Genomic DNA, 19,159 nt, shown 5'->3' with positions numbered 1-19,159 from the left:
CATTTTGAACTACACCGCAATCACGCCTTGTCGCAGTATAGAGACATCCTCTCCCACGCAACGCACTACGGTTGAAGCCTGGCCACTTCGTTTTCCGCCATCAATTACCTGCGTAATCATTGTTGCTCGATCACCAAATTGCAACAAGATTTCCGTTGGGGTGGTTTGTGGCGGCAGCCCGTGCACGTTGGCGCTGGTGCACGTAAGCGGCACCCCACCACTCCTTTCCATATAGTCCGCGATGAGGGCTGCCGCCACACCATCCGACGAAATCCGAAAACTCACCGTACCATCTGCTGCCACGCAGTGTGCCGGCACCGTATCTTTTGCCTGAAGCACTAAGGTAAGTGGGCCGGGCAAATACTGCTGTGCAAGCTCACGCGCAGCAGGCGCTACCACTGCCAACCGCTCAATGTCCGACATGTCACGCACGAGCCAGCTCGCACGCTGTGCTTCCGAGCGCCCTTTGAGCACGCATAAATCACGCCATGCTTCAGCATCAAAAGCGTGCACTCCAAGTCCATAGACCGTCTCAGTCGGATAGAGAATAATTTCACTCACCCTTCTACGATGCACTACTTGCAGAGCTTTTTCAAGGCAGTGTTTCATGCTACTATCCCCTATGTATAAGGCTATTTTAGGCGTTTATTTTTATTTATGGAGGAAAAGAACACACCACAAATTCCGGAGATTTTTTTGTCTCCGTACGATCATACTAAACACGAGAAGGAGACCTATGCGCAGTGGGAGTCTTCAGGCTATTTCAATCCTGACAACTGCGTGAAAGACGGGATTGCGACCGCCGACGCAGACACCTACAGCATCATCATGCCACCACCAAACGCCAACGGCCGCCTCCATGCCGGTCACGGTACCGACATGACATTGAAGGATATTCTCATCCGCTTCAATCGCATGCGTGGCAAGCGTACCCTCCTCCTCCCCGGCTCAGACCACGCCGGTTTTGAAACCCAAGGGGTATTTGAAAAGAAGCTCCAAAAAGAAGGTCGCTCACGCTTCGGTATGGAGCGCGACGAGCTCTATAACGAAATCTACGATTTCGTTATGCAAAACAAAGGTGTCATGGAAGAAGACCTACGCTCACTTGGTGTGTCATGCGACTGGTCTCGCAACACCTTTACCCTCCAGCCTGATGTCGTTGAGCGCGTGCAGAAGACCTTCGTCAAAATGTATGAGGATGGACTCATTTACCGCGGCAAGCGCTGTATTCATTGGAATCCAAAATTCAAAACTTCCCTCTCAGATATTGAGACCATGTTTGAAGACCGTAAGGATAAATTCTACTACTTCCAGTACGGACCGTTCGTCATTGGTACCGCTCGCCCTGAAACAAAGTTTAGCGATAAATACATTGTGGTACACCCTGACGACCCTCGCTACGCACAGTATGAACACCTTCAAGAATTCGAACTTGAGTGGATTAACGGACCAACCAAAGCCACTCTCCTTAAAGATGAAGTAGCCGACATGGAAAAGGGCTCAGGTGCCATGACTATCACCCCATGGCACAGCCAAGTCGACTTTGAACTTGCGCAAAAGTACAATCTCCCGCTTGAACAAATCATCGACTGGGATGGCAAACTGCTCCCGGTAGCTGGTGAATTTGCCGGCATGAAGATTGAAGCTGCTCGCCCACTGATTGTTGAGAAACTCAAAGAAAAAGGTCTCCTAGTCGAAATCGACGAAAACTACACGCACGCCGTACGCCTCTGTGAGCGCACTGGTGTGGTGGTAGAACCACAAGTGAAAGACCAGTGGTTTGTGAAAATGGATACTCTGGCTAAGATGACTCTCGACGCGCTTGATGCCAAGAAATTCAATATTCTTACGGAACGTCACGAAAAGATTTTCCGTCACTGGATGAGCAACCCACAAGACTGGAACATTTCTCGTCAGATTGTATGGGGCATGCGTATTCCAGCTTGGTTTAAGGGCGAAGAAGTAAAAGTACAAATGGACTCCCCGGGCGAAGGATGGGAACAAGATCCAGATACCTTTGATACGTGGTTTAGTAGTGGCCAGTGGCCACTCGTGACTCTTGGATACCCAGAAAAAGACGACTTCAAAACCTACTACCCAACTAATGTCATGGAAACTGGTGCTGACTTGGTATTTAAGTGGGTACCACGCATGCTGATGTTCGGCCTCTATCTCACCGAAGAGACTCCATTTAAAGACGTCTACTTCCACGGCATGGTGCTCGACAAGCACGGCAAGAAGATGAGCAAGAGCAAAGGTAACGTCCTCTCACCAATTGACCTTGGCGACCAGTTTGGTACCGACGCCACCCGCATGGCGTTTGTGGTAGCCAATCCACCAGGCAGCGACATGCCTCTCTCAGAAGACAAGGTACGCGCGTATAAAAAATTCTCTAATAAGGTTTGGAATATCACCCGCTTCATTCTCACCAGCTGTAGCGACTACGACGCGAGCCAAGAGCCTGCCTTGAGCGAGCGTGATTCAGAAATCTTAGCTAACCTAGATGAAGTAGTTGCTGGTGTAACCGCCGATATTGAAGGATATAAAATGTACCTGGCAGCTGAAAACATCTACCACTACATCTGGCACGAACTCGCCGACAAAGTGCTCGAAGAATCAAAAGAAATTATTAACGGCGATGACGCCGCCGCGAAGCAGGCGCGACAGTACGTCCTCATGACAGCGCTCACCTCTTCACTCAAAATGCTGCATCCATTTATGCCGTTTGTGACAGAAGCAATCTGGCAGAACCTTCCAGAGACTGCAAAAGACCGCGACTTGCTCATGGTGGCAAAGTGGCCAGGCAAGTAGCAATCCCCCGCAAAAACGCGGCGCCCACGAAGTGGGCGCCGCGTTTTGCTACAATAATCACAAATGGAATCCACGTACTTTGCCATTGCCTTTCTCTCAGGACTCATTCCGGCTCTCTTTTGGGTCTGGTTTTGGTTGCGTGAAGACAGCAAAAAACCAGAACCGTACTTCCTGATTGCAATTTCTTTTATCGCCGGCATGGCAGTCGTTCCTATGGCGCTCCCCCTGCAAAAACTCGCCATCGATCTTTACTCAGGCACCCACATCATCGTGGTATGGGTCATCGTGGAAGAGCTGCTCAAATATGCAGTGGCCCTCGCAATTATTTTTTGGAATAAAGAAGTCGACGAGCCAATCGACATGGTCATTTACATGATTGTGCTGGCCTTAGGCTTTGCCGCCCTGGAAAACGCACTCTTCATTTTCAATCCACTCGTACTGGGTGAGTACATGGATTCAGTTATTACCGGTGGCTTTCGTTTTTTAGGTGCCACCCTGCTCCATGTGCTCGCTTCTGGCACTGTTGGGATTGCGCTTGCACTCGCATACTATAAGTCTCGTGGTATTCAAGTAGTCGCTGGCACCGTAGGGTTGTTCATTGCTATTGTATTGCATGCCTTATTTAACTTTTTTATAATGGATGCAAGCGGAGAGACTATTCTTACCGTCTTTCTCTTTGTCTGGATGGGCATCATCCTCCTGTTTCTTCTTTTTGAAAAAATCAAAATCCTTGAACAAAAGCATAATCTTCAACAAGCATCATGAAAAAACCTTCATTTCTAGAACGTCTCACCGGTGGTCAACCGGACGAATACGACCGCATTCTCGACGAGGAGCATGAATTTGGTGAAGATGACGATCTTGCTGTAGAGGAAGACTATCAAGAAGAGGAAGAGGCTTGGGATGACCACAACGAATCAGGGAGCCCGCAAGAAGGTGAGCTTCCAGTGGATATGTACCAGACCGATGATGCAATCGTCATTCGTGCACTTGTCGCAGGAGTAAGCCCGGCAGAACTCGACATCTCTATTACACGTGACATGGTAACTATTCGTGGTCTTCGAGAAGAATACCAAGAAGCCCACGACGACAACTACTTCCACCGCGAACTTTTCTGGGGCAGCTTCTCTCGCACTCTTCTCTTACCGGAAGAAGTAGCTATCGACGAAGCTGAAGCACAGGAAAAGCATGGATTGCTTGAGATTAAGCTACCAAAGCTCGATAAGCACCGCAGTACGCAACTCAAAGTACGCACCAACGCTGGACATAAATAACAAGGTCAGCCGCGCCCACAGGGCGCGGCTGAATTGTAAAAAATAAAACCCGCACATGCGGGTTTTTGGGTTTTATGCTTCTTGAGCAACACCTTCAAGCAGCGTGCTGCTTCCGTCTTCACCGGACGGCACCTCAGCGCCAGCCAGCCAGAACAACGTCTTGACCATGAAGTCACTCAAGTGGCTCGGGTGCAGATCGCGTGTCTGATGAGTGACACTATTACTTTCTTCCGACATAAACCAACCTCCAAAAAAGAACTGTTTATTGTGAATTTTGTGCCATCCAAAGTGAATGACCGGGAGAGAATACCAGCCAATATGATTTTCGTCAAATGTGGATAGCCCACCTCCGAAGCAAAGCTTCAGGGTGTGCTTGGGAGCAGGCTCGGTCACAAGTCGCTCCCTCCGGTCGCGCTCGCAACCCCACCTCGCCGACAAGCACTCCTCGCAGGCTCGTCGTCTTGTATACCGACTCCGGTTTTCGAGCCTGCTCCCAAGCTACATATAGCAACGACCCCGACACTTTCGTGTCGGGGTCGGCGATATGTGCTTGGGAGCAGGCTCGAACTGCTGACCCTTCGCTCTTCAGGCGAATGCTCTACCAACTGAGCTACCCAAGCAAATCAGTGCATACCACTGAATGTGACCGCTATTGTACCTATTTCTCTAATAATTTCAATCTATTCATCCCCGCCAATTGCTTGGTAAAACTGTTTCCAGCCCGGCACCTCCTGCAAGCCTTGCTGAAATGTCTCAAACGAGGATCCTAGCTTGTCAAAATAGGGTTCAACTACATAAAAGTACAGCACAAACGGTGCACCAATGAGGATTAAAAACGACGCAATCCGCCACCAAAACAGAAGCATCGTACGCTTATACAGCTTCCGCATCAGCTGGTTGTTTTCAGTTAATAGGCGCTGATTTTCGAGCATCAGTGTCCGCAGCTGCTCATGAGCGTCGTAATCTGGCAACATACCTACAGTATAGCAGCAAGACTCAAAGAAACGACACTTTTGTGCTACAGTAGCTAGCACCGCCCTGGTAGTTCAATGGATAGAACAACTCCGTCCTAAGGAGGAAATGTGGGTTCGATTCCTGCTCAGGGCACAAATTCTCTGCTTCAAAAGCCAATGTCACGCCTAGTGCGGCTATGTAACTACGTGATTACAGATTCCCCGCACCGTTACCTCCAGTTCATCAACCTTAAAGTCCTTCACTCCGAGTAGTTTTTTAATTTTCTCATCTGGAGCAGTGAAATGAATCACCCGTTGACATTCTGTACACACAGCATGATGGTGTGGCTCATGCTGAAACTCGAAGCGTGTTTCTTGCGATCCAAGCTGCAGTTTTTTGATGACCTTCACACTCGCAAAATAATCGAGGCTCCTATATACAGTAGCCAAATCAATATCCGGGACCAGCGCGTGGATTTCTGCAGCAGAAAGTGCCGTGTGTTGTTCTTTTAATACGTCGAGAATGACTTGACGTTTTTTAGTTAGTCGAATTTTCATATGCGAATCATTTGCATATTAGCACTAATCTGCTATACTCGCAATTGCGAATCATTTGCATAAATTAATTAACACATACTTACCATCTTATGAAGTACTTATTCGGAATCATTATTATCTTTCTTTTCTTTGCTGGAATCTGGTACGCAACTTCAAACACCAAAATGCCCGAAGGCGAATCTGCCCGTACTGATGTAATGCACGCTGAGGACATTTCAATTGTCACCTCCTTCTACCCGCTCGAATTTGCACTTACGCGTATTGTAGGTGATGTAGGGACCGTCACCAATATTGGCGCTGGTAGCGACCCTCACAATTTTGAACCAACTACCAAAGACATGGTCGCTATGCAGCGAGCAGATGTTGTAGTGCTACAAGGTGCGGAATTTGAACCCTGGAGTGACAGCACCATCGACCGACTAGAAGCCGACGGCGTACCAGTCATTATCGCGACAGACACAATCGAACTCCACGAGGGCGGCCATAATCACGAGGACGAAGGTCACGAAGAAGCGGAAACGGAGCATGAAAATGAACACGAGGAGGAAGTACACGAGGACGAGCACCACCATGGTGCGTATGATCCACACACCTGGCTTGATCCCATTCTTTTCAGCCAGACTGTTACCTATCTTACAGAAAGAATATCTGTTATTGATCCCGGCAATGCAGCCACCTACCAAGAAAACGCAGCAATCCTGCAGTCAGAACTAGCCGCACTTAACAACGAATATGAAAACAGACTTGCCGATTGTGCACTGACTGAAGTAATCACCTCTCATGACGCTTTTGGCTACCTAGCTGAGCGATATCATTTTGAAGTACATTCAATTGCGGGGCTCTCTACTCAAGACACCCCATCAGTCACTACCATGGCTGAGCTTAAAGAAGAAGCAGCAGAAGGAATCGACGCTATTCTCCTAGAAGAAAACAGCGTAGCAGCATACGGAGAAACACTGGCTCGAGAAACTGGTTTACAGACACTTACCATAAATCCGATTGCGTATATTGTTCCCACAGGGCACAATTACCTAACGCTCATGCGAAGCAATCTTACCGCCTTCGCAACAGCGCTTCAGTGTCATGACTAACGCCATCATCAGCCTCAAGAATGTCAACAAAACAATTGGCGGCAAGCAGCTTTTGGTTGATATTACCTTTGATATCAGAGAGCAATCGCTTGTCTCTTTAATTGGACCTAACGGAGCCGGTAAAACCACTTTGGTTAAAATCATCCTTGGTCTTGACCCGCATTACACTGGCACCGTGCACATTCGGAAAAACACCCAAATTCAATACATTCCACAACTCTCAGCAACAGACCAATACCAGCTGCCCCTATCGGTATACGAATACCTTCGGATTGGCACCACCCCACTCTACAGCCAGCGCAAATCGTTCACAGCAACCGACTACGAGGAAGCACTTACCCACGTAGGCGTATCACTTGGTACGTTACACCAGTCTTACCTAGGTTTATCTGGCGGTGAACGTCAGCGTGTCGCAATCGCTAGAGCGTTACTCAGTAATCCAAACATTCTCGTTTTGGACGAGCCGCTGGCTGCGGTAGATTATGTTTCCCGTGGTGGCTTATACGAACTTATTAGACACCTGCAACAAGACCATCACATGACAGTCCTCTTGGTCTCGCATGACATTGAGAGCGTGTTGCCACTCAGTGATCGCGTTTTATGCCTCAACAAAACCCTACGCACTGACTGCCACCAAACGACCCTTTCCCCAATAGAAGAACCACCACAGGTCATTCATCATCACTGCTCGTCCAGCAACCCACCCAAGCCTCGTAATTCACTCCACTAACAACCATGGAACTACTCACATACACATTTGTACAATATGCATTCCTTGGCGGTATTGGTATGGCCATCTTAGCCGGTATCCTCGGTCCATTTGTCGTGCAAAGTAGACAATCAATCGCCTCAGATATGTTTGCTCATGTCGCTTTGGCGGGTATTGGGGGTGCACTACTCGTGGGAGTAAGTCCGTGGTGGGGAGCCCTTCCAACACTTATTTTAGTCAGCACGCTAATCTGGTGGTTGCTTGACTCAGACTCATACAGTCCCGACGCGCTTGCCATGTTTTTCTTAAGCGGTGGTCTGGCTCTTGCATTAGCCTTTGTGCACATTGCTAAAGATACAGCCTTTTCTTTTGAAAATTACCTGTTTGGAAGTATTCTAACACTCACGACGAGCGACCTCATAGCTATTCTTTGTGCTACCATATTTGTCGTTGGTGCTGTGTGGCACTTTTGGTACCCGCTCCTTGGCGCAACCCAAAGCCCGCGGTACGTTATCCCGTTTAAGCGCACTCCCCAACTCGTCTCGTTGCTATACTTTTGGATTTTAGCAATTGCTGTCTGGGTAGGAATCAAAACGATTGGAGGTCTGCTGATCGGCGCACTGCTCGTTATTCCAGTACTCAGCGCACGAAACTGGGTGACCTCATTTAAAGGATTGGTGTTCACATCAATCGGAGTCTCAGTAGTATCTGTGACAATTGGCCTTGCAACGGCGCTCTATGTTGACGTACCTACGAGCAGTCTTATTATTGCTGTATTAATTGCTGTCTTTATTCTTCAGTCAATTGTGTACACAAAGACTAGGTAGTTCGCGCTGTAACAGCACCAAAACGCATTACTGCGTAGGTAATAAGAAAAGCCATTATACCACTCAGTCCCGTTACCGGACCAAGTAGCCCATCAGGCTGACCTGCAAAGAAGAGTATTTGTGCACCAGCAGCATTTATGAAACCGTGCCCCATTGCACTCAACACGACAGACCCAGAACTGCGCCTCATCGCATTAAATACAAACGATACTACCGTTGTAAAAATAACCATAAGTATAACTCCTTCCAAACGATTGTCTGGATAATTGAGGCCAAGCAGCATAATCGCTGGAGCATGCCACAAGCCCCACAATACTCCAATTATCATATCTTGTTTAAAGTAGCTGAGCTCAGCAGTTTTTTGATATACATACCCTCTCCACGCATACTCTTCTAAAAAAGCAAAAGCACCACTAATCGTAGCGCCCAAAATAATTGCCATGAGCACGCTGCCAAACGCGGCTTGAACGAGCGACATCGTCTGGCTATAGCCAAAGCCAACCTGCGCATTCAACTGCTGAAATGCAACATCGCTCGTAACCAAAGTCCCGAATGCTGGTGAGACAAAGGACAGCAACATAATGCACATGATTTGTATACACAAAAAGAGTACGGCAAAAAATGCGTATGATTTTACTATTTTTACCCAACGGACAGTCGTAAACTGACTGAGAATATTTTTTGCGACCGAAACACCATCAATTTTTTCACATACAATTGCTGAAAAGAAAACTGATCCCATAACTAGCACTAACGCCTCGGCAGGTAATTCAAACGCATACATTGCAATCGTTACGGCCGTTGCAAAGAAAAACGAAATAGAAAAAAAGCGAATCAATTCTTTTGTAGCGGTGCCACTCATACGTACCTAAGCTTACCTGTAGTAATGCTAACTATTGTATACTGCATGCATGCAAACGCATACAGAACATCTGCGCAGTGGGATTGTTTGGATTGCTACAGGTGTATTTCTACTCATCTACGGTATTTTGGGATTGTTCCAGACAAATATTCCTGGCATTGCAGACTTGATTGCATTTATCGAATCAGCTAAAGGCGGTTGGTTGTTTTTGGCTGCGTTTCTCTCCATTTTTTTTGAAGGACTCTATATTATTGGTAGTTTTTTCCCGGGAACAACAGTAGTCTTAGTTATCGCAATCCTAGGACAAATTGCTGGCTGGGCTCACTTCATTGGAATAATAGCAGCGGTGTATATAGGCTGGATTGCAGCTGGCAGTGTGAATATTTTGGGTGCAAAAGCCGGATCATCAATGCTACACAAAAAAACACAGCACAGTGACCCGGAAACAAACGCCGGCCTTACTTGGTTCCCAGCCTTTCGAGCCAATCAAGAAGTCGCACAAGTAATCGCGGGATACTCAGCCAGACGCGTATTTATTTCAACGTTACGGATAAAAACAATCACTTGTGCAGGTTTGATCGTGTACGCACTCATCATTCCTTTTATTATCGACCTGGCAACTGTCAGCAACGAAGAAGGTTTTAGAACTATCAGCATACTAGCGTTTATCAATCTTTTGGTTGGCAGCTACAAAGTGCATAAGTACTACAAACTAAAAAAGCGGCCTAAGCCGCTTTTAAGCACCCTAGAGTGAGAGCAGTTCTTTTAGCTTTGGCTCATCAAAGCCAATAATTACGTCATCACCGATGCGGATTACTGGCACGCCCATTTGGCCAGTCATGTCGATCATTTCTTGACGCTTTTCTGCGTCACCGGCCACATCATGCTCAGTATATGTGACATTGTTTTCGGCAAAAAACTCTTTAGCAGCATGACAAAAGTGACATACTGGCGTGCTGTAGATTGTTACTGCTGGCTTATCCATAGTGAAAATTTAATTTAATACGTTCTTAAGTATACCAAAACCGTGACTTACCGCCAAAACTGGTACCAGTGCCGCACAGACGATTCTTCTGGAGTTGAAGTAGAAAGCGGCAACACCTCAGACCCGCTATCTTGCTCTTCGACAATAACCACCACCTGCTCACCAGGCAAAGCCACATCAAACTGTCGGCGCATTTCCGCTTCAATACCACGCTCGCTCGAAAGATACTTTACCTGTTTTTCGAGCTCTGTTTTACGTGCCTCAAGCGCTGCAGCTTGCAACTCCGCCTGTACTCGGCGATCACGCATTTCCATCGCGATATCAAATCGTACATACGCGCTCCAAGCGATCATGAACACCAATGCCAAAAGTACAGCTTGGGTGAAGGGTGAATTTATTACCGCCCGAAGTTTACGCTTTTGGTGAAAATCAAACATGAGAGTATTGTATCGTAATTTGATGACTTTGCCTCTTTACGGACTTCAGGTACAATAGTCGCCATGAGTATCTTATTTCATCGACGCACTAAGGCTGCTATAAAATGGATTTGGGGTGTCATTGCAGTGATTATTATCATCGGCATGATTCTCACCTACTCTGGCGGCGCTGGATTATTTTAAAACATAAAAGCGGGCGACCCTTCGGGTCGCCCGCTTTTATGTTTTAATCTCACCCAAATTAGTTGTCTCCCTTCATCATTTTCATAAAAACTTCTGGCGGAATATGCACCTTCCCACGCGCGAGCGCCTTTGCTTTCCCTTTTTTCTGCTTTTCACGCAACTTCATTTTTCGAGTGATATCTCCACCGTAGAGATGGCCAGTCACATCTTTGCGGAGTGCTGAAATCTTCTTGGTGGCAATAATCTTTCCCATCACTTTTGCTTGAATTTTTACCACAAATTGTTGCTTTGGTAGTGTCGTATATAATTTCTCAGTCACTGCCTTAGCGTCAGTCTCAGCTCGCACGATACCCACGACACGAGAAAAGGCAGGAACTTCTTCTTCGGCTACAAGCACATCAAGTTTGGTTACCGTCGCCGGACGAAGCTCAGCAATCTCATACGACAGTGATGCGTATCCGCTACTCGCATTCTTCAGCCGATCAAAGAAACCGCGCATGAGCTCACGTAGCGGCATTTCAATTGCGAGTAGCGTACGCCCGTCACTGAACAGCTCCGTATCAATCACACTTGCCTCATGTTCATACAAAAGTGTCATCACGTTGCCAATATAATCACCCGGAAGGATAATCTGACCAAGAATCCAAGGCTCTCGAACTGACACCTTTTCACCCCACTCTGGAAAACGGTTGGCAGCATAGATATTTTCAATCTTACCATCTGCCCACGTCACTTCATATGAAATCGATGGCGAGGTAATAATAATATCAATATTAAATTCTCGCTGGAGCCGTTCAGTAATTATCTCCATGTGCAGCATCCCCAGAAAACCGCAGCGAAAACCGCGGCCCAAGACACCGGAAGATTCTTCTTCGTATGAGAGCGAAGAATCTGAGAGCTGGAGTCTATCAAGTGCCTGGCGAAGCTGTGTGAATTCATCTTGGTTCTCTGGAAAAATTGAAGACCACACTACCGGGTGTGCTTGTTGATATCCTGAGAGCGCTGGCACAGCGGCCTTCTCTTTCATGAGAGTATCACCAACGCCGGCCACACCTGGCTCTTTAATACCAGTGACGATATAGCCAATCTCGCCCGCATTGAGACTATCCACCGGCACCTCTTCTGGTGTGACGATTCCCACCTCAAGCGCTGTAAAACTTCGCTTGCTCGCAGCAAACTTGAGCACATCGCCCTTCTTCACCTCGCCATCAAACACGCGCATATAGACAATAATCCCGCGATGATTTGAGTACGCAAAATCGAAAATAAGTCCTCGATAGTCATCGAGCTTGCTGGGTGCCGGCGGCGGAATCCGTAGACAAATAGCCTCAAGGAGCGCCGGCACCCCATCTCCCGTCTTACCTGACACCAAAAGAATATCGTCGCGCTCACACCCAAGTAGTCGCATCACTTCATCACCCACCTCTTCGGGATTGGAGTGAGGGACGTCAGTTTTAGTGAGCACAGGAATGATTGTGAGCCCTTGATCCTTTGCCATCTGAAGTGTTGTCAGTGTCTGAGCTTGCACACCCTGTGTACTATCTACCAAGAGAAGCACCCCTTCCACTGCCTTTAGCGCACGTGATACCTCGTAGGAAAAGTCGATATGCCCCGGCGTATCGATGAGGTTGAATTCATATTCGGTGCCCTCGTGCTGGTACCGCATCCGCACTGGCTGCATCTTGATGGTAATTCCACGCTCGCGCTCAAGATCCATAGAGTCAAGCACCTGTTCTTTCATTTTACGTGCCTCCACTGTGTTGGTTACTTCAAGCATACGGTCAGCCAAGGTAGATTTACCGTGGTCGATGTGCGCAATAATACTAAAATTTCGAATCTGCATAAAAGTGGCTCTACTCTACCGCACTTTTCAAAAAAGACTAGTCATGCAACGCTTCTTCTTGCGGTGCGATGATATCAGTCTTAAGAATCTTGGTCTGGAATGAGCGGTAAATCTCACGAAGCTCTGGAGCGCCAGTGGCAATATACGCCAAAATAACTGCAACAAGTCCCATAATTCCTGCGACACCACCTTGAATCAAAATCCCTAAAAACGTCTCTTGGTTTACCCCATCAACAATAAATGCCAGCGTAACATACGCCGCAATAGCACCAGAGAGTGCAGCAATCACTGATTCGGTCATGAGCCACCAGAGCGGTCGGTAGCTGATTCTGAACGTGCGTACTGAAACCAAAAGCAACACCACCAGCTGCACAAACTGCCCACCAATAAATGCTAATGCCAGGACCAAAACCTCAGCACCGTGTACATCCTTCAAACGAAGTGCTTCTGTGAGAAATGTCTGGACTCCTTCATGATTTGCGTACAGCGCCCGAAAACAATACGCCAACACAATTGATACTGCTGAGCTGCCAAGCGCAACCCACAACGGAAGCATCGTTTTACCTCCTGCATAAAATGCCCGAACCAAAAGAAGCAACACGGCTTGAGCTATAAGTGAGAGTACAAAAATGGCAAGCATTGCTGCGGTAAGTCTGGTGTCGCTCCAGTCAAATGCACCGCTCCCGAGCAGCACTCGAATAATCTGTGCTCGAAGCACCACAACGAGACCGATAATTGGCACTGACCAAAAAATAATATGTCTCAGTGCCGTGAGCAATTGCACATTAAATCCGTCATGATCTTTTTTTGCAAAAAGATTAGAAAGTGTTGGAAAGGCGGCTACCGAATAGCTCATACCAATAATCGCTAATGGTACTGACTGCAAATTAAACGCAAATTGAAATACCGATACAGACCCCGCTGCCATCAGTGACGCCATGCTAACCAGCACCAGAAGTACAATTTGATTGATTGAGAGTGTGAGCGCCCGCGGCACTGATACGACTAAGATTCGCCTGATAAGCGAGAAGTCAATATGTCTGACAAGAGCAAATGAATACGAGCTACGCACGACAAACGGCACCTGAATAAGCACATGTCCAAACGCACCCACCACTACACCGAGAGCCAATCCACCAAGACCATACAACGGATAAAACACCGCAATCCCAAGAATAATGCCTATATTGTACAGAAGCGGACTAAGTGCATACAAAATAAATCGATGATTCATCTGTGTTACAACACCACAAAGACTGGACAATCCCAGCAATAACGGCTGGAGCAACAAAACTTGCAACAACAGAACAAACGTATCGTACTCACCTGCAAAGCCGGGGAATAATCTTGGTACGTACCAAGGTGCACAAAATGCCAACGTTCCAGCAACAGTTACATACACATACAAAAAGAGTGTAAACACTTGGGAAAGCACCCCAGCACCTGCCTGATCACCGTCTTTCAGAGTTGCCTGATTAACGAATGGCAGCAACACATAAATGGACAAAACTGAAGCAAACAACACAAATAACAAATCTGGAATTCGAAATGCTGCATAGTACAAATCGAGCTCTGCTCCAGCACCAAAAGTATGTGCTAAGAGACGATCACGGACCACAGCAAGTATTTGAGAACCAAGCGCGAAAAGCGCAAGAATATATGCCGCCTGATGCAAACCACGCACCTCCTTATACACTAAATTAAATACCCGCGTAACCATGTTCTCTACTACTCAGTGTCTACAGATTCGGTTACATCAGTAGTAGCGTCTGATTCAGCAGAAGCAGATTCATCCGCACGAGCATCAGTTTCAATGGCAGTACTCATTGTATTCAGCGGCGTCAAAAGACCAGAGGCTATATCGGACGGAGTAAGCAGCTCGCCGTCTCCATCAGTTGCGACCACATCTGATAATGGTGGGGTAATCTCAGCTTCTGTCGGCGGAACATATGTACCACTTTCAACCTGCTCAATCAGACCAAGAAGCTCCTGATTCTCTCCATTGGTTTCCTTAATCACATACAGCTGACTGAGCGCTTCGTCTGTGCGATTGGAGTTGAGATACGCAAGGGCAAGTAAGTAACGCGCATTTGCGTATTGTGTATCAAGTGCGATGGCAGCACGGTACGCAGCAATTGCCTGATCAAGATCATTATTTGCGGCCAGCAACACACCAAGCTGGAAGTATCGCGTTGGATTCTGTGGTTCTAACGTAATAATTGATCGAGTTGTCTCGATGGCAGAAGCCACATCACCGGCGGCAATATCCAGCTGTGCAGCAAGATAGAGTGCTTCAGTATAATTTCGTTTTAATTTCAGAGAAGCATCAATTTCACTCTGCGCTTTCTCCACATCACCAATGCGTGCAGCGAGTTGTGCCGCCATCAAGTGATATCCAGGATTTGTTGGATCAAAATGCTGCGCATCTGCAAGTGAACTCTCTGCACGAGCTAAGGCTGGTCCGACTTTTAGACTCGCTAGATTTGCGTATACTGCCGCCAAGACTGCATGATTACGTGGGTTTGACTGATCAAGCTGCACCGCTCGCTCAGACTGATCAAGAGCTCGTTCAGCGACGGCCAGCAATGCTTGCTGTTCCTCTTCCTTAGAGAGATCACGTGTTTGCATCATTGCGTTCATTTCAGCTACGTACGCTTGTGCATTCGCCGCCAAAAATCGGTCGTCTTTATACAGGCCAATAGCCTTTGTGAGCAAATCATCAAAAGCATCGAGCGTAGTAGCTTCTGTGCTTGCTTCCACATACAACAGGTGCGCCTGATACTGATGCACCACGGAATAGAGAGTCGCTGCCGTTCCAACAATAGCCAAAATTGCTACTGTCATGAGCGCAAATCCGCGCGACTGATTGCTCGCTAGTGAAATAGTCCTTACGGACTTTGGCAGCAACGCTGCCGAAGCAGCAAACATCAACCCGGTAAAAAATGCAGCCAAGAGCAACATCGCAACGCCTGGCACATATACATACGCAAACCCCCACAAGAAACAGGCTGCAGTAAAAGAAAGTGACGCGACATAATACCAGTATGAATCACGCTGCTGGTGACGAAGCAGCATTCGATATCCGGCATATAAAAGTCCGAGGTGGAATAGCACAAACAACGCACCACCAAGCACTCCAGTAGTAGCAAAGATAGTAGCGACTAAACTGCCACCGGCGGTAAACTCAGTATCCCAAAAAAGGGTATTGTTGATTGCTGGATCCTTGTACAATCGCCAAGCATCAGCGAAACGATTAGGTCCAACACCAAGCATCGCATCTCCGTTATCATATACGGCCCTAGTGATATTAATTGTTGCCTCAAGTGATGGGCGAACCTCGACGTAGTTTACCTGCACCACTTCTCCAATCTTTGCACCAAGATAATCACCCGCAACCAAAAATGCCAAACTTACGCTTGCAGTTACCGCGGTTGCAACAATAACGCTTCGCGAGGCGTTAGACGGTGCATCGTTTTTAAATATTGTGTCCTTTGAAACTTGAAACACAAACATTAAAAGTGCAAAAAATCCAACAGCTAGCCATACCATAAAAAAATTGACAATTGCCAGCTGGACCAATGCCAGTCCTGTCACTCCCAAGAGAGCATACTGCGCCAATGGCTTCAGCGGGAGCTGTGCCAATGTAACCAACGCCATAATAATGGTGACTCCTGAAAACATCGCCAAGTCATTGAATCCACCAATTGGAGTCGCCGTAAGAGACGAGAATGCACCGAACGACATAAACTCAGCGCCAAATACACTGCGTAGTAACATGTACACCAGTAACACACTCGCACTAAGTGCATAGAGAATAATCGACTTTATGGTTAACAGCTTGGAAGACTGGAGTGACAGCGGGAGCAGCATAACCAACAGCGTGAGCAGCCAGAATCCGGCCGATTGTGGCTCAAAAAAACTACCACGAACTGCATCCTGAACATCACCGCTAATAGTGCTGGAAGCAAACGTAACAAGTACAAAGGTTCCGAATAACAAAAGCGAAAGCGGAGTAACTGTGCGCATTTTGTGTTGTCGCAACATCAACAAGCTCGCGAGCACCACCACCACACCAAGAGCAACAAATACGGTCATAACTTTGGTATACCCAGCCGACATAAAAAGCTTTGGCATGAACACGACTGGCAGTAATCCCAAAAGAGCTACCGTGATGTACTGTATGGCCGAAAGTATGTTTTTACCAGCAACATCAACTGAGGACCGAATTTCACCTGGCTCCTTTTCTTCTTCCTTGTGCTTCATCTTAGGAATAAAGACATTTTCTGACATAACAAATAAAACTATAGCTACCCGCTTACTAATTCTGTAAATTCTATCACATACAAAAAACACCCCGAGGGGTGTTTTTGTGCACGTAAGCCGGATTCTGTCGAACAAATGCTCGGATGGTCATATACCTAGGCTCTGTATTACTACAAAGCTCATGCGGCTCTCCTGTAAACAGGCACGGCCTTGCACGCAAGTAAGGATTTAGCCGTTTCACTCGCTTGGTTTCCCAAGCGACTATTCCCTAAGGAACCCCTGCACTTTCGATTCGGGCGTCTCTGCTCGCACCTCTCGGTCGGATGGCGGGCCACATTTTGAAAGCTTTCAAAATGTGGCCCGCCATCCGCCGCGACGGGTATTACCCGCTACCCTGCTCCACATCAAAGATGTGGGCGTGTCCGGACTTTCCTCCCCGTTCATTCAAACGAGGCGACCATCGTGCGTCAATATTATGCAATAATTACAAATTTATGCAAGCTACTCAACCAATCTGACTCGCTCGCCGAGCGCAATGTTGTGCTGCGCCACAAAACCGGCGTTTGTTTCAATAACATACCAGGCTGGTGTAGGTGAGGAAAATGACTCCGGATAGGTTTCTGGCGCAACGTTCTCTTCAATGTGCACAATATATCCATCTTGCGACATCCATAGAATATCAATTGAATACCGCATGTCCTTCATCCAAATTGACTGTTCACCACCCGCTCCAAACACAAATAGTTTTACTACATTTTCTGGTAAAAATGGTGTATCAGAAAGACCTTTAATCCGCTTCGGCAATGTGTCAGCCACTGATGCGAGCACTGTTGTCGAACCAATTTGTACGGGAATGGTGTTTGGATACAAAATACGCCAATCGTCCTTTGCAACCTCGTTCAAATCAACCTCCCTTTTTTCATATTCACCTCGCGCCACCGCGTCGCGCACTGATTGTTGCTCTTGCTTTACCGACACATATATCCATCCGGCGCCGCCAAGCAGGCAGCCGAGCAAAAGGAGCATCACAATCCGTTCGGCGATTTTCATAGATGCATAGAGTATAGCATCTTAGAGTAAGAAGGCCGTAGCTAAGCCGAGCAAAAACAAAAGACCTCCCACGTCAGTCGCAGTGGTAATAAAGATAGTAGAAGTAGCAGCTGGATCCTTTCCAAGATGCTTCATTAAAAGCGGTACGATTGAACCTGCAATTGCAGCAACTATATGAGCTCCAATCAGTGCCACACCAACCATTACTCCAAGCAATGGTTCACCATTCCACAAAGCTGACACCAGAGCCACCAAAGAACCGATAATGACTCCGTTAATGATGCCTGCCAAAAACTCTTTCCAAATAGCTGGCCCAGCGTTCTGAAGTGATATGGTCCCAAGCGTAAGACCACGAACCATAATGGCAAATGACTGCGTAGCAGCGTTACCACCCATACCAGCCACGATTGGAATATACACCGACAGAATAGTGAGCTCATTGAGCGTGTCCTGGAATGCAAGCACGACAGAACCAGCCAAGAAACAAGTAGCCAAATTGAGAATCAACCATCGATAGCGATTATTTACCTTACGCCATACCCCATCAAATGGACGCTCACTATTATCGACGCCAGCAAATTCATAAAGCGACTCAGCGGGTAAATTGCCAAAGAGTTGGCGCGCGGCCTCGGCATAAATGATACCCAGCACACTTGTGTCACGATCAAGCACAACTACCTTCTTGCTGTTTGTAGTCACGAGTATTTCCACCACCTCATGTACCTCTGCCTGGTACGTGATGGTCTGCACTGGCTGTGTATGCTTCTTGAGTAAACTCGTATTTCGCTCCTTCACAATTGCCGAAAGCGGGAGCTCCCCGATGAGCGCTCCTGTTTCATCGTGAATCAACACTTCTGGGTAACGCGCCGTTTCTTCGTAGTGATCGGAGACAATATCTGCTGCCTCCTTTATGGTAAGTGCACCATCCAGAAAAAGATAATTAAAATTAATCAGTGAAAGTGTTGCTTTTGGATGAAAACGTAGAAAATACTCTACTTTCTCCTTTACGTCGCCCTTAAGCCGCTGCACAATTTTTTCACGCAGCTTTTCGTTTGAGATACGCGTGAGCACCCGCTGCGCGTGCTGCATATCCATATGATCAAGCATGTCGACAATCTCATGAATACGCAGTTGCTTTAAGATAGTCTGTTGTACATACGGCGAAAGCTTCTCAAAGGCAGCGGCTCGCTCAGGAACGGTCAGTGCACGAATCGTTTTCATGCGATCATCTGGGTGATACGTCAATTCCTTTACATAGTCAATCTTTTCTTTCTTGGACATAATGACTTCAGTATACAACCTCACTATCTACT

The 19,159-nt window shown here is 47.1% G+C and carries 19 protein-coding genes and 2 tRNA genes; 8 read left to right on the top strand and 13 right to left on the bottom strand.

Annotated features, from left to right (window positions below; all coding sequences use genetic code 11):
* Window positions 1–9: 9 nt before the first annotated feature.
* A complete protein-coding gene (locus tag H6780_03220; protein ID USN88479.1) occupies window positions 10–609 on the bottom strand; it encodes a threonylcarbamoyl-AMP synthase in 600 nt (199 codons plus the stop codon).
* Between the two features lie 48 nt (window positions 610–657).
* Here H6780_03220 and H6780_03215 point away from each other — a divergent pair, with 48 nt between their 5' ends.
* From H6780_03215 to H6780_03205, 3 genes are all read left to right on the top strand, one after another.
* Window positions 658–2,811 (top strand): valine--tRNA ligase, encoded by a 2,154-nt coding sequence (locus H6780_03215; GenBank protein USN88478.1) that lies wholly within the window; start codon window positions 658–660, stop codon window positions 2,809–2,811.
* Window positions 2,812–2,874: 63 nt separating this feature from the next.
* Entirely contained in the window at window positions 2,875–3,576 is a 702-nt protein-coding gene (locus H6780_03210; GenBank protein USN88477.1) for a PrsW family intramembrane metalloprotease, read from the top strand.
* Window positions 3,573–4,085 (top strand): Hsp20/alpha crystallin family protein, encoded by a 513-nt coding sequence (locus H6780_03205; protein ID USN88476.1) that lies wholly within the window; start codon window positions 3,573–3,575, stop codon window positions 4,083–4,085. Before H6780_03210 ends, H6780_03205 begins: the two co-directional genes overlap by 4 nt.
* A gap of 72 nt (window positions 4,086–4,157) precedes the next feature.
* On the opposite strand, the gene H6780_03200 is transcribed toward H6780_03205, so the two are convergent.
* The 3 genes from H6780_03200 to H6780_03190 form a co-directional block, all read right to left on the bottom strand.
* The gene (locus H6780_03200; protein USN88475.1) at window positions 4,158–4,322 is read right to left on the bottom strand and encodes a hypothetical protein; all 165 of its coding nucleotides are present in this window, start codon (window positions 4,320–4,322) and stop codon (window positions 4,158–4,160) included.
* A gap of 310 nt (window positions 4,323–4,632) precedes the next feature.
* Window positions 4,633–4,705, bottom strand: a tRNA-Phe gene (locus H6780_03195).
* A gap of 60 nt (window positions 4,706–4,765) precedes the next feature.
* A complete protein-coding gene (locus H6780_03190; GenBank protein USN88474.1) occupies window positions 4,766–5,059 on the bottom strand; it encodes a hypothetical protein in 294 nt (97 codons plus the stop codon).
* A gap of 61 nt (window positions 5,060–5,120) precedes the next feature.
* Here H6780_03190 and H6780_03185 point away from each other — a divergent pair.
* Window positions 5,121–5,192, top strand: a tRNA-Arg gene (locus H6780_03185).
* A 41-nt stretch (window positions 5,193–5,233) separates the two neighbouring features.
* On the opposite strand, the gene H6780_03180 is transcribed toward H6780_03185, so the two are convergent.
* Window positions 5,234–5,596 (bottom strand): transcriptional repressor, encoded by a 363-nt coding sequence (locus H6780_03180; protein USN88473.1) that lies wholly within the window; start codon window positions 5,594–5,596, stop codon window positions 5,234–5,236.
* 89 nt (window positions 5,597–5,685) lie between these two features.
* Between H6780_03180 and H6780_03175 the strand changes: the two genes are divergently transcribed.
* From H6780_03175 to H6780_03165, 3 genes are read left to right on the top strand one after another with little or no spacing between them, the layout of a single operon-like run.
* Window positions 5,686–6,687, top strand: a complete 1,002-nt coding sequence (locus tag H6780_03175) for a zinc ABC transporter substrate-binding protein (protein ID USN88472.1) — start codon at window positions 5,686–5,688, stop codon at window positions 6,685–6,687.
* Window positions 6,680–7,417, top strand: coding sequence for a metal ABC transporter ATP-binding protein (locus tag H6780_03170; protein ID USN88471.1), 738 nt, complete (start codon window positions 6,680–6,682; stop codon window positions 7,415–7,417). Before H6780_03175 ends, H6780_03170 begins: the two co-directional genes overlap by 8 nt.
* 5 nt (window positions 7,418–7,422) lie before the next feature.
* A complete protein-coding gene (locus H6780_03165) occupies window positions 7,423–8,223 on the top strand; it encodes a metal ABC transporter permease (protein USN88470.1) in 801 nt (266 codons plus the stop codon).
* On the opposite strand, the gene H6780_03160 is transcribed toward H6780_03165, so the two are convergent.
* On the bottom strand, window positions 8,216–9,085 hold the full coding sequence (locus H6780_03160) for a CPBP family intramembrane metalloprotease (protein USN88469.1): 870 nt from the start codon (window positions 9,083–9,085) through the stop codon (window positions 8,216–8,218). The genes H6780_03165 and H6780_03160 overlap by 8 nt on opposite strands.
* A 49-nt stretch (window positions 9,086–9,134) precedes the next feature.
* Here H6780_03160 and H6780_03155 point away from each other — a divergent pair, with 49 nt between their 5' ends.
* Window positions 9,135–9,839, top strand: a complete 705-nt coding sequence (locus H6780_03155) for a hypothetical protein (protein ID USN88468.1) — start codon at window positions 9,135–9,137, stop codon at window positions 9,837–9,839.
* Here H6780_03155 and H6780_03150 read toward each other — a convergent pair.
* From H6780_03150 to H6780_03120, 7 genes are all read right to left on the bottom strand, one after another.
* Window positions 9,831–10,070 (bottom strand): glutaredoxin family protein, encoded by a 240-nt coding sequence (locus tag H6780_03150; protein USN88467.1) that lies wholly within the window; start codon window positions 10,068–10,070, stop codon window positions 9,831–9,833. The genes H6780_03155 and H6780_03150 overlap by 9 nt on opposite strands.
* A gap of 47 nt (window positions 10,071–10,117) precedes the next feature.
* Window positions 10,118–10,507, bottom strand: coding sequence for a septum formation initiator family protein (locus H6780_03145; protein ID USN88466.1), 390 nt, complete (start codon window positions 10,505–10,507; stop codon window positions 10,118–10,120).
* A gap of 241 nt (window positions 10,508–10,748) precedes the next feature.
* Window positions 10,749–12,533, bottom strand: a complete 1,785-nt coding sequence (gene lepA / locus H6780_03140; protein ID USN88465.1) for an elongation factor 4 — start codon at window positions 12,531–12,533, stop codon at window positions 10,749–10,751.
* Between the two features lie 37 nt (window positions 12,534–12,570).
* Window positions 12,571–14,253 carry a hypothetical protein gene (locus tag H6780_03135; protein ID USN88464.1) on the bottom strand — a complete coding sequence of 561 codons (1,683 nt, stop codon included), beginning with the start codon at window positions 14,251–14,253 and terminating at the stop codon, window positions 12,571–12,573.
* Between the two features lie 8 nt (window positions 14,254–14,261).
* Window positions 14,262–16,823 (bottom strand): tetratricopeptide repeat protein, encoded by a 2,562-nt coding sequence (locus tag H6780_03130; GenBank protein ID USN88463.1) that lies wholly within the window; start codon window positions 16,821–16,823, stop codon window positions 14,262–14,264.
* Window positions 16,824–17,297: 474 nt separating this feature from the next.
* Window positions 17,298–17,846: a DUF192 domain-containing protein gene (locus H6780_03125; GenBank protein ID USN88462.1), complete on the bottom strand. Its 549-nt coding sequence runs from the start codon at window positions 17,844–17,846 to the stop codon at window positions 17,298–17,300.
* A 21-nt stretch (window positions 17,847–17,867) separates the two neighbouring features.
* A complete protein-coding gene (locus H6780_03120) occupies window positions 17,868–19,127 on the bottom strand; it encodes a magnesium transporter (GenBank protein ID USN88461.1) in 1,260 nt (419 codons plus the stop codon).
* Window positions 19,128–19,159 lie beyond the last annotated feature (32 nt).

This window comes from Candidatus Nomurabacteria bacterium (assembly GCA_023898565.1).
GTDB lineage: Bacteria > Patescibacteriota > Minisyncoccia > Phycocordibacterales > UBA918 > OLB19.
The sequence above is the reverse complement of the archived record's forward strand: the minus strand, read 5'-3'. Positions and strand labels throughout refer to the sequence as shown.

Excerpts from the sequence above, each read along its gene's own strand:
- H6780_03220 (USN88479.1), bottom strand. The coding sequence starts at position 609 with ATGAAACACTGCCTTGAAAAAGCTCTGCAAGTAGTGCATCGTAGAAGG.
- H6780_03215 (USN88478.1), top strand. The coding sequence starts at position 658 with ATGGAGGAAAAGAACACACCACAAATTCCGGAGATTTTTTTGTCTCCG.
- H6780_03210 (USN88477.1), top strand. The coding sequence starts at position 2,875 with ATGGAATCCACGTACTTTGCCATTGCCTTTCTCTCAGGACTCATTCCG.
- H6780_03205 (USN88476.1), top strand. The coding sequence starts at position 3,573 with ATGAAAAAACCTTCATTTCTAGAACGTCTCACCGGTGGTCAACCGGAC.
- H6780_03200 (USN88475.1), bottom strand. The coding sequence starts at position 4,322 with ATGTCGGAAGAAAGTAATAGTGTCACTCATCAGACACGCGATCTGCAC.
- H6780_03190 (USN88474.1), bottom strand. The coding sequence starts at position 5,059 with ATGTTGCCAGATTACGACGCTCATGAGCAGCTGCGGACACTGATGCTC.
- H6780_03180 (USN88473.1), bottom strand. The coding sequence starts at position 5,596 with ATGAAAATTCGACTAACTAAAAAACGTCAAGTCATTCTCGACGTATTA.
- H6780_03175 (USN88472.1), top strand. The coding sequence starts at position 5,686 with ATGAAGTACTTATTCGGAATCATTATTATCTTTCTTTTCTTTGCTGGA.
- H6780_03170 (USN88471.1), top strand. The coding sequence starts at position 6,680 with ATGACTAACGCCATCATCAGCCTCAAGAATGTCAACAAAACAATTGGC.
- H6780_03165 (USN88470.1), top strand. The coding sequence starts at position 7,423 with ATGGAACTACTCACATACACATTTGTACAATATGCATTCCTTGGCGGT.
- H6780_03160 (USN88469.1), bottom strand. The coding sequence starts at position 9,085 with ATGAGTGGCACCGCTACAAAAGAATTGATTCGCTTTTTTTCTATTTCG.
- H6780_03155 (USN88468.1), top strand. The coding sequence starts at position 9,135 with ATGCAAACGCATACAGAACATCTGCGCAGTGGGATTGTTTGGATTGCT.
- H6780_03150 (USN88467.1), bottom strand. The coding sequence starts at position 10,070 with ATGGATAAGCCAGCAGTAACAATCTACAGCACGCCAGTATGTCACTTT.
- H6780_03145 (USN88466.1), bottom strand. The coding sequence starts at position 10,507 with ATGTTTGATTTTCACCAAAAGCGTAAACTTCGGGCGGTAATAAATTCA.
- lepA (USN88465.1), bottom strand. The coding sequence starts at position 12,533 with ATGCAGATTCGAAATTTTAGTATTATTGCGCACATCGACCACGGTAAA.
- H6780_03135 (USN88464.1), bottom strand. The coding sequence starts at position 14,253 with ATGGTTACGCGGGTATTTAATTTAGTGTATAAGGAGGTGCGTGGTTTG.
- H6780_03130 (USN88463.1), bottom strand. The coding sequence starts at position 16,823 with ATGTCAGAAAATGTCTTTATTCCTAAGATGAAGCACAAGGAAGAAGAA.
- H6780_03125 (USN88462.1), bottom strand. The coding sequence starts at position 17,846 with ATGAAAATCGCCGAACGGATTGTGATGCTCCTTTTGCTCGGCTGCCTG.
- H6780_03120 (USN88461.1), bottom strand. The coding sequence starts at position 19,127 with ATGTCCAAGAAAGAAAAGATTGACTATGTAAAGGAATTGACGTATCAC.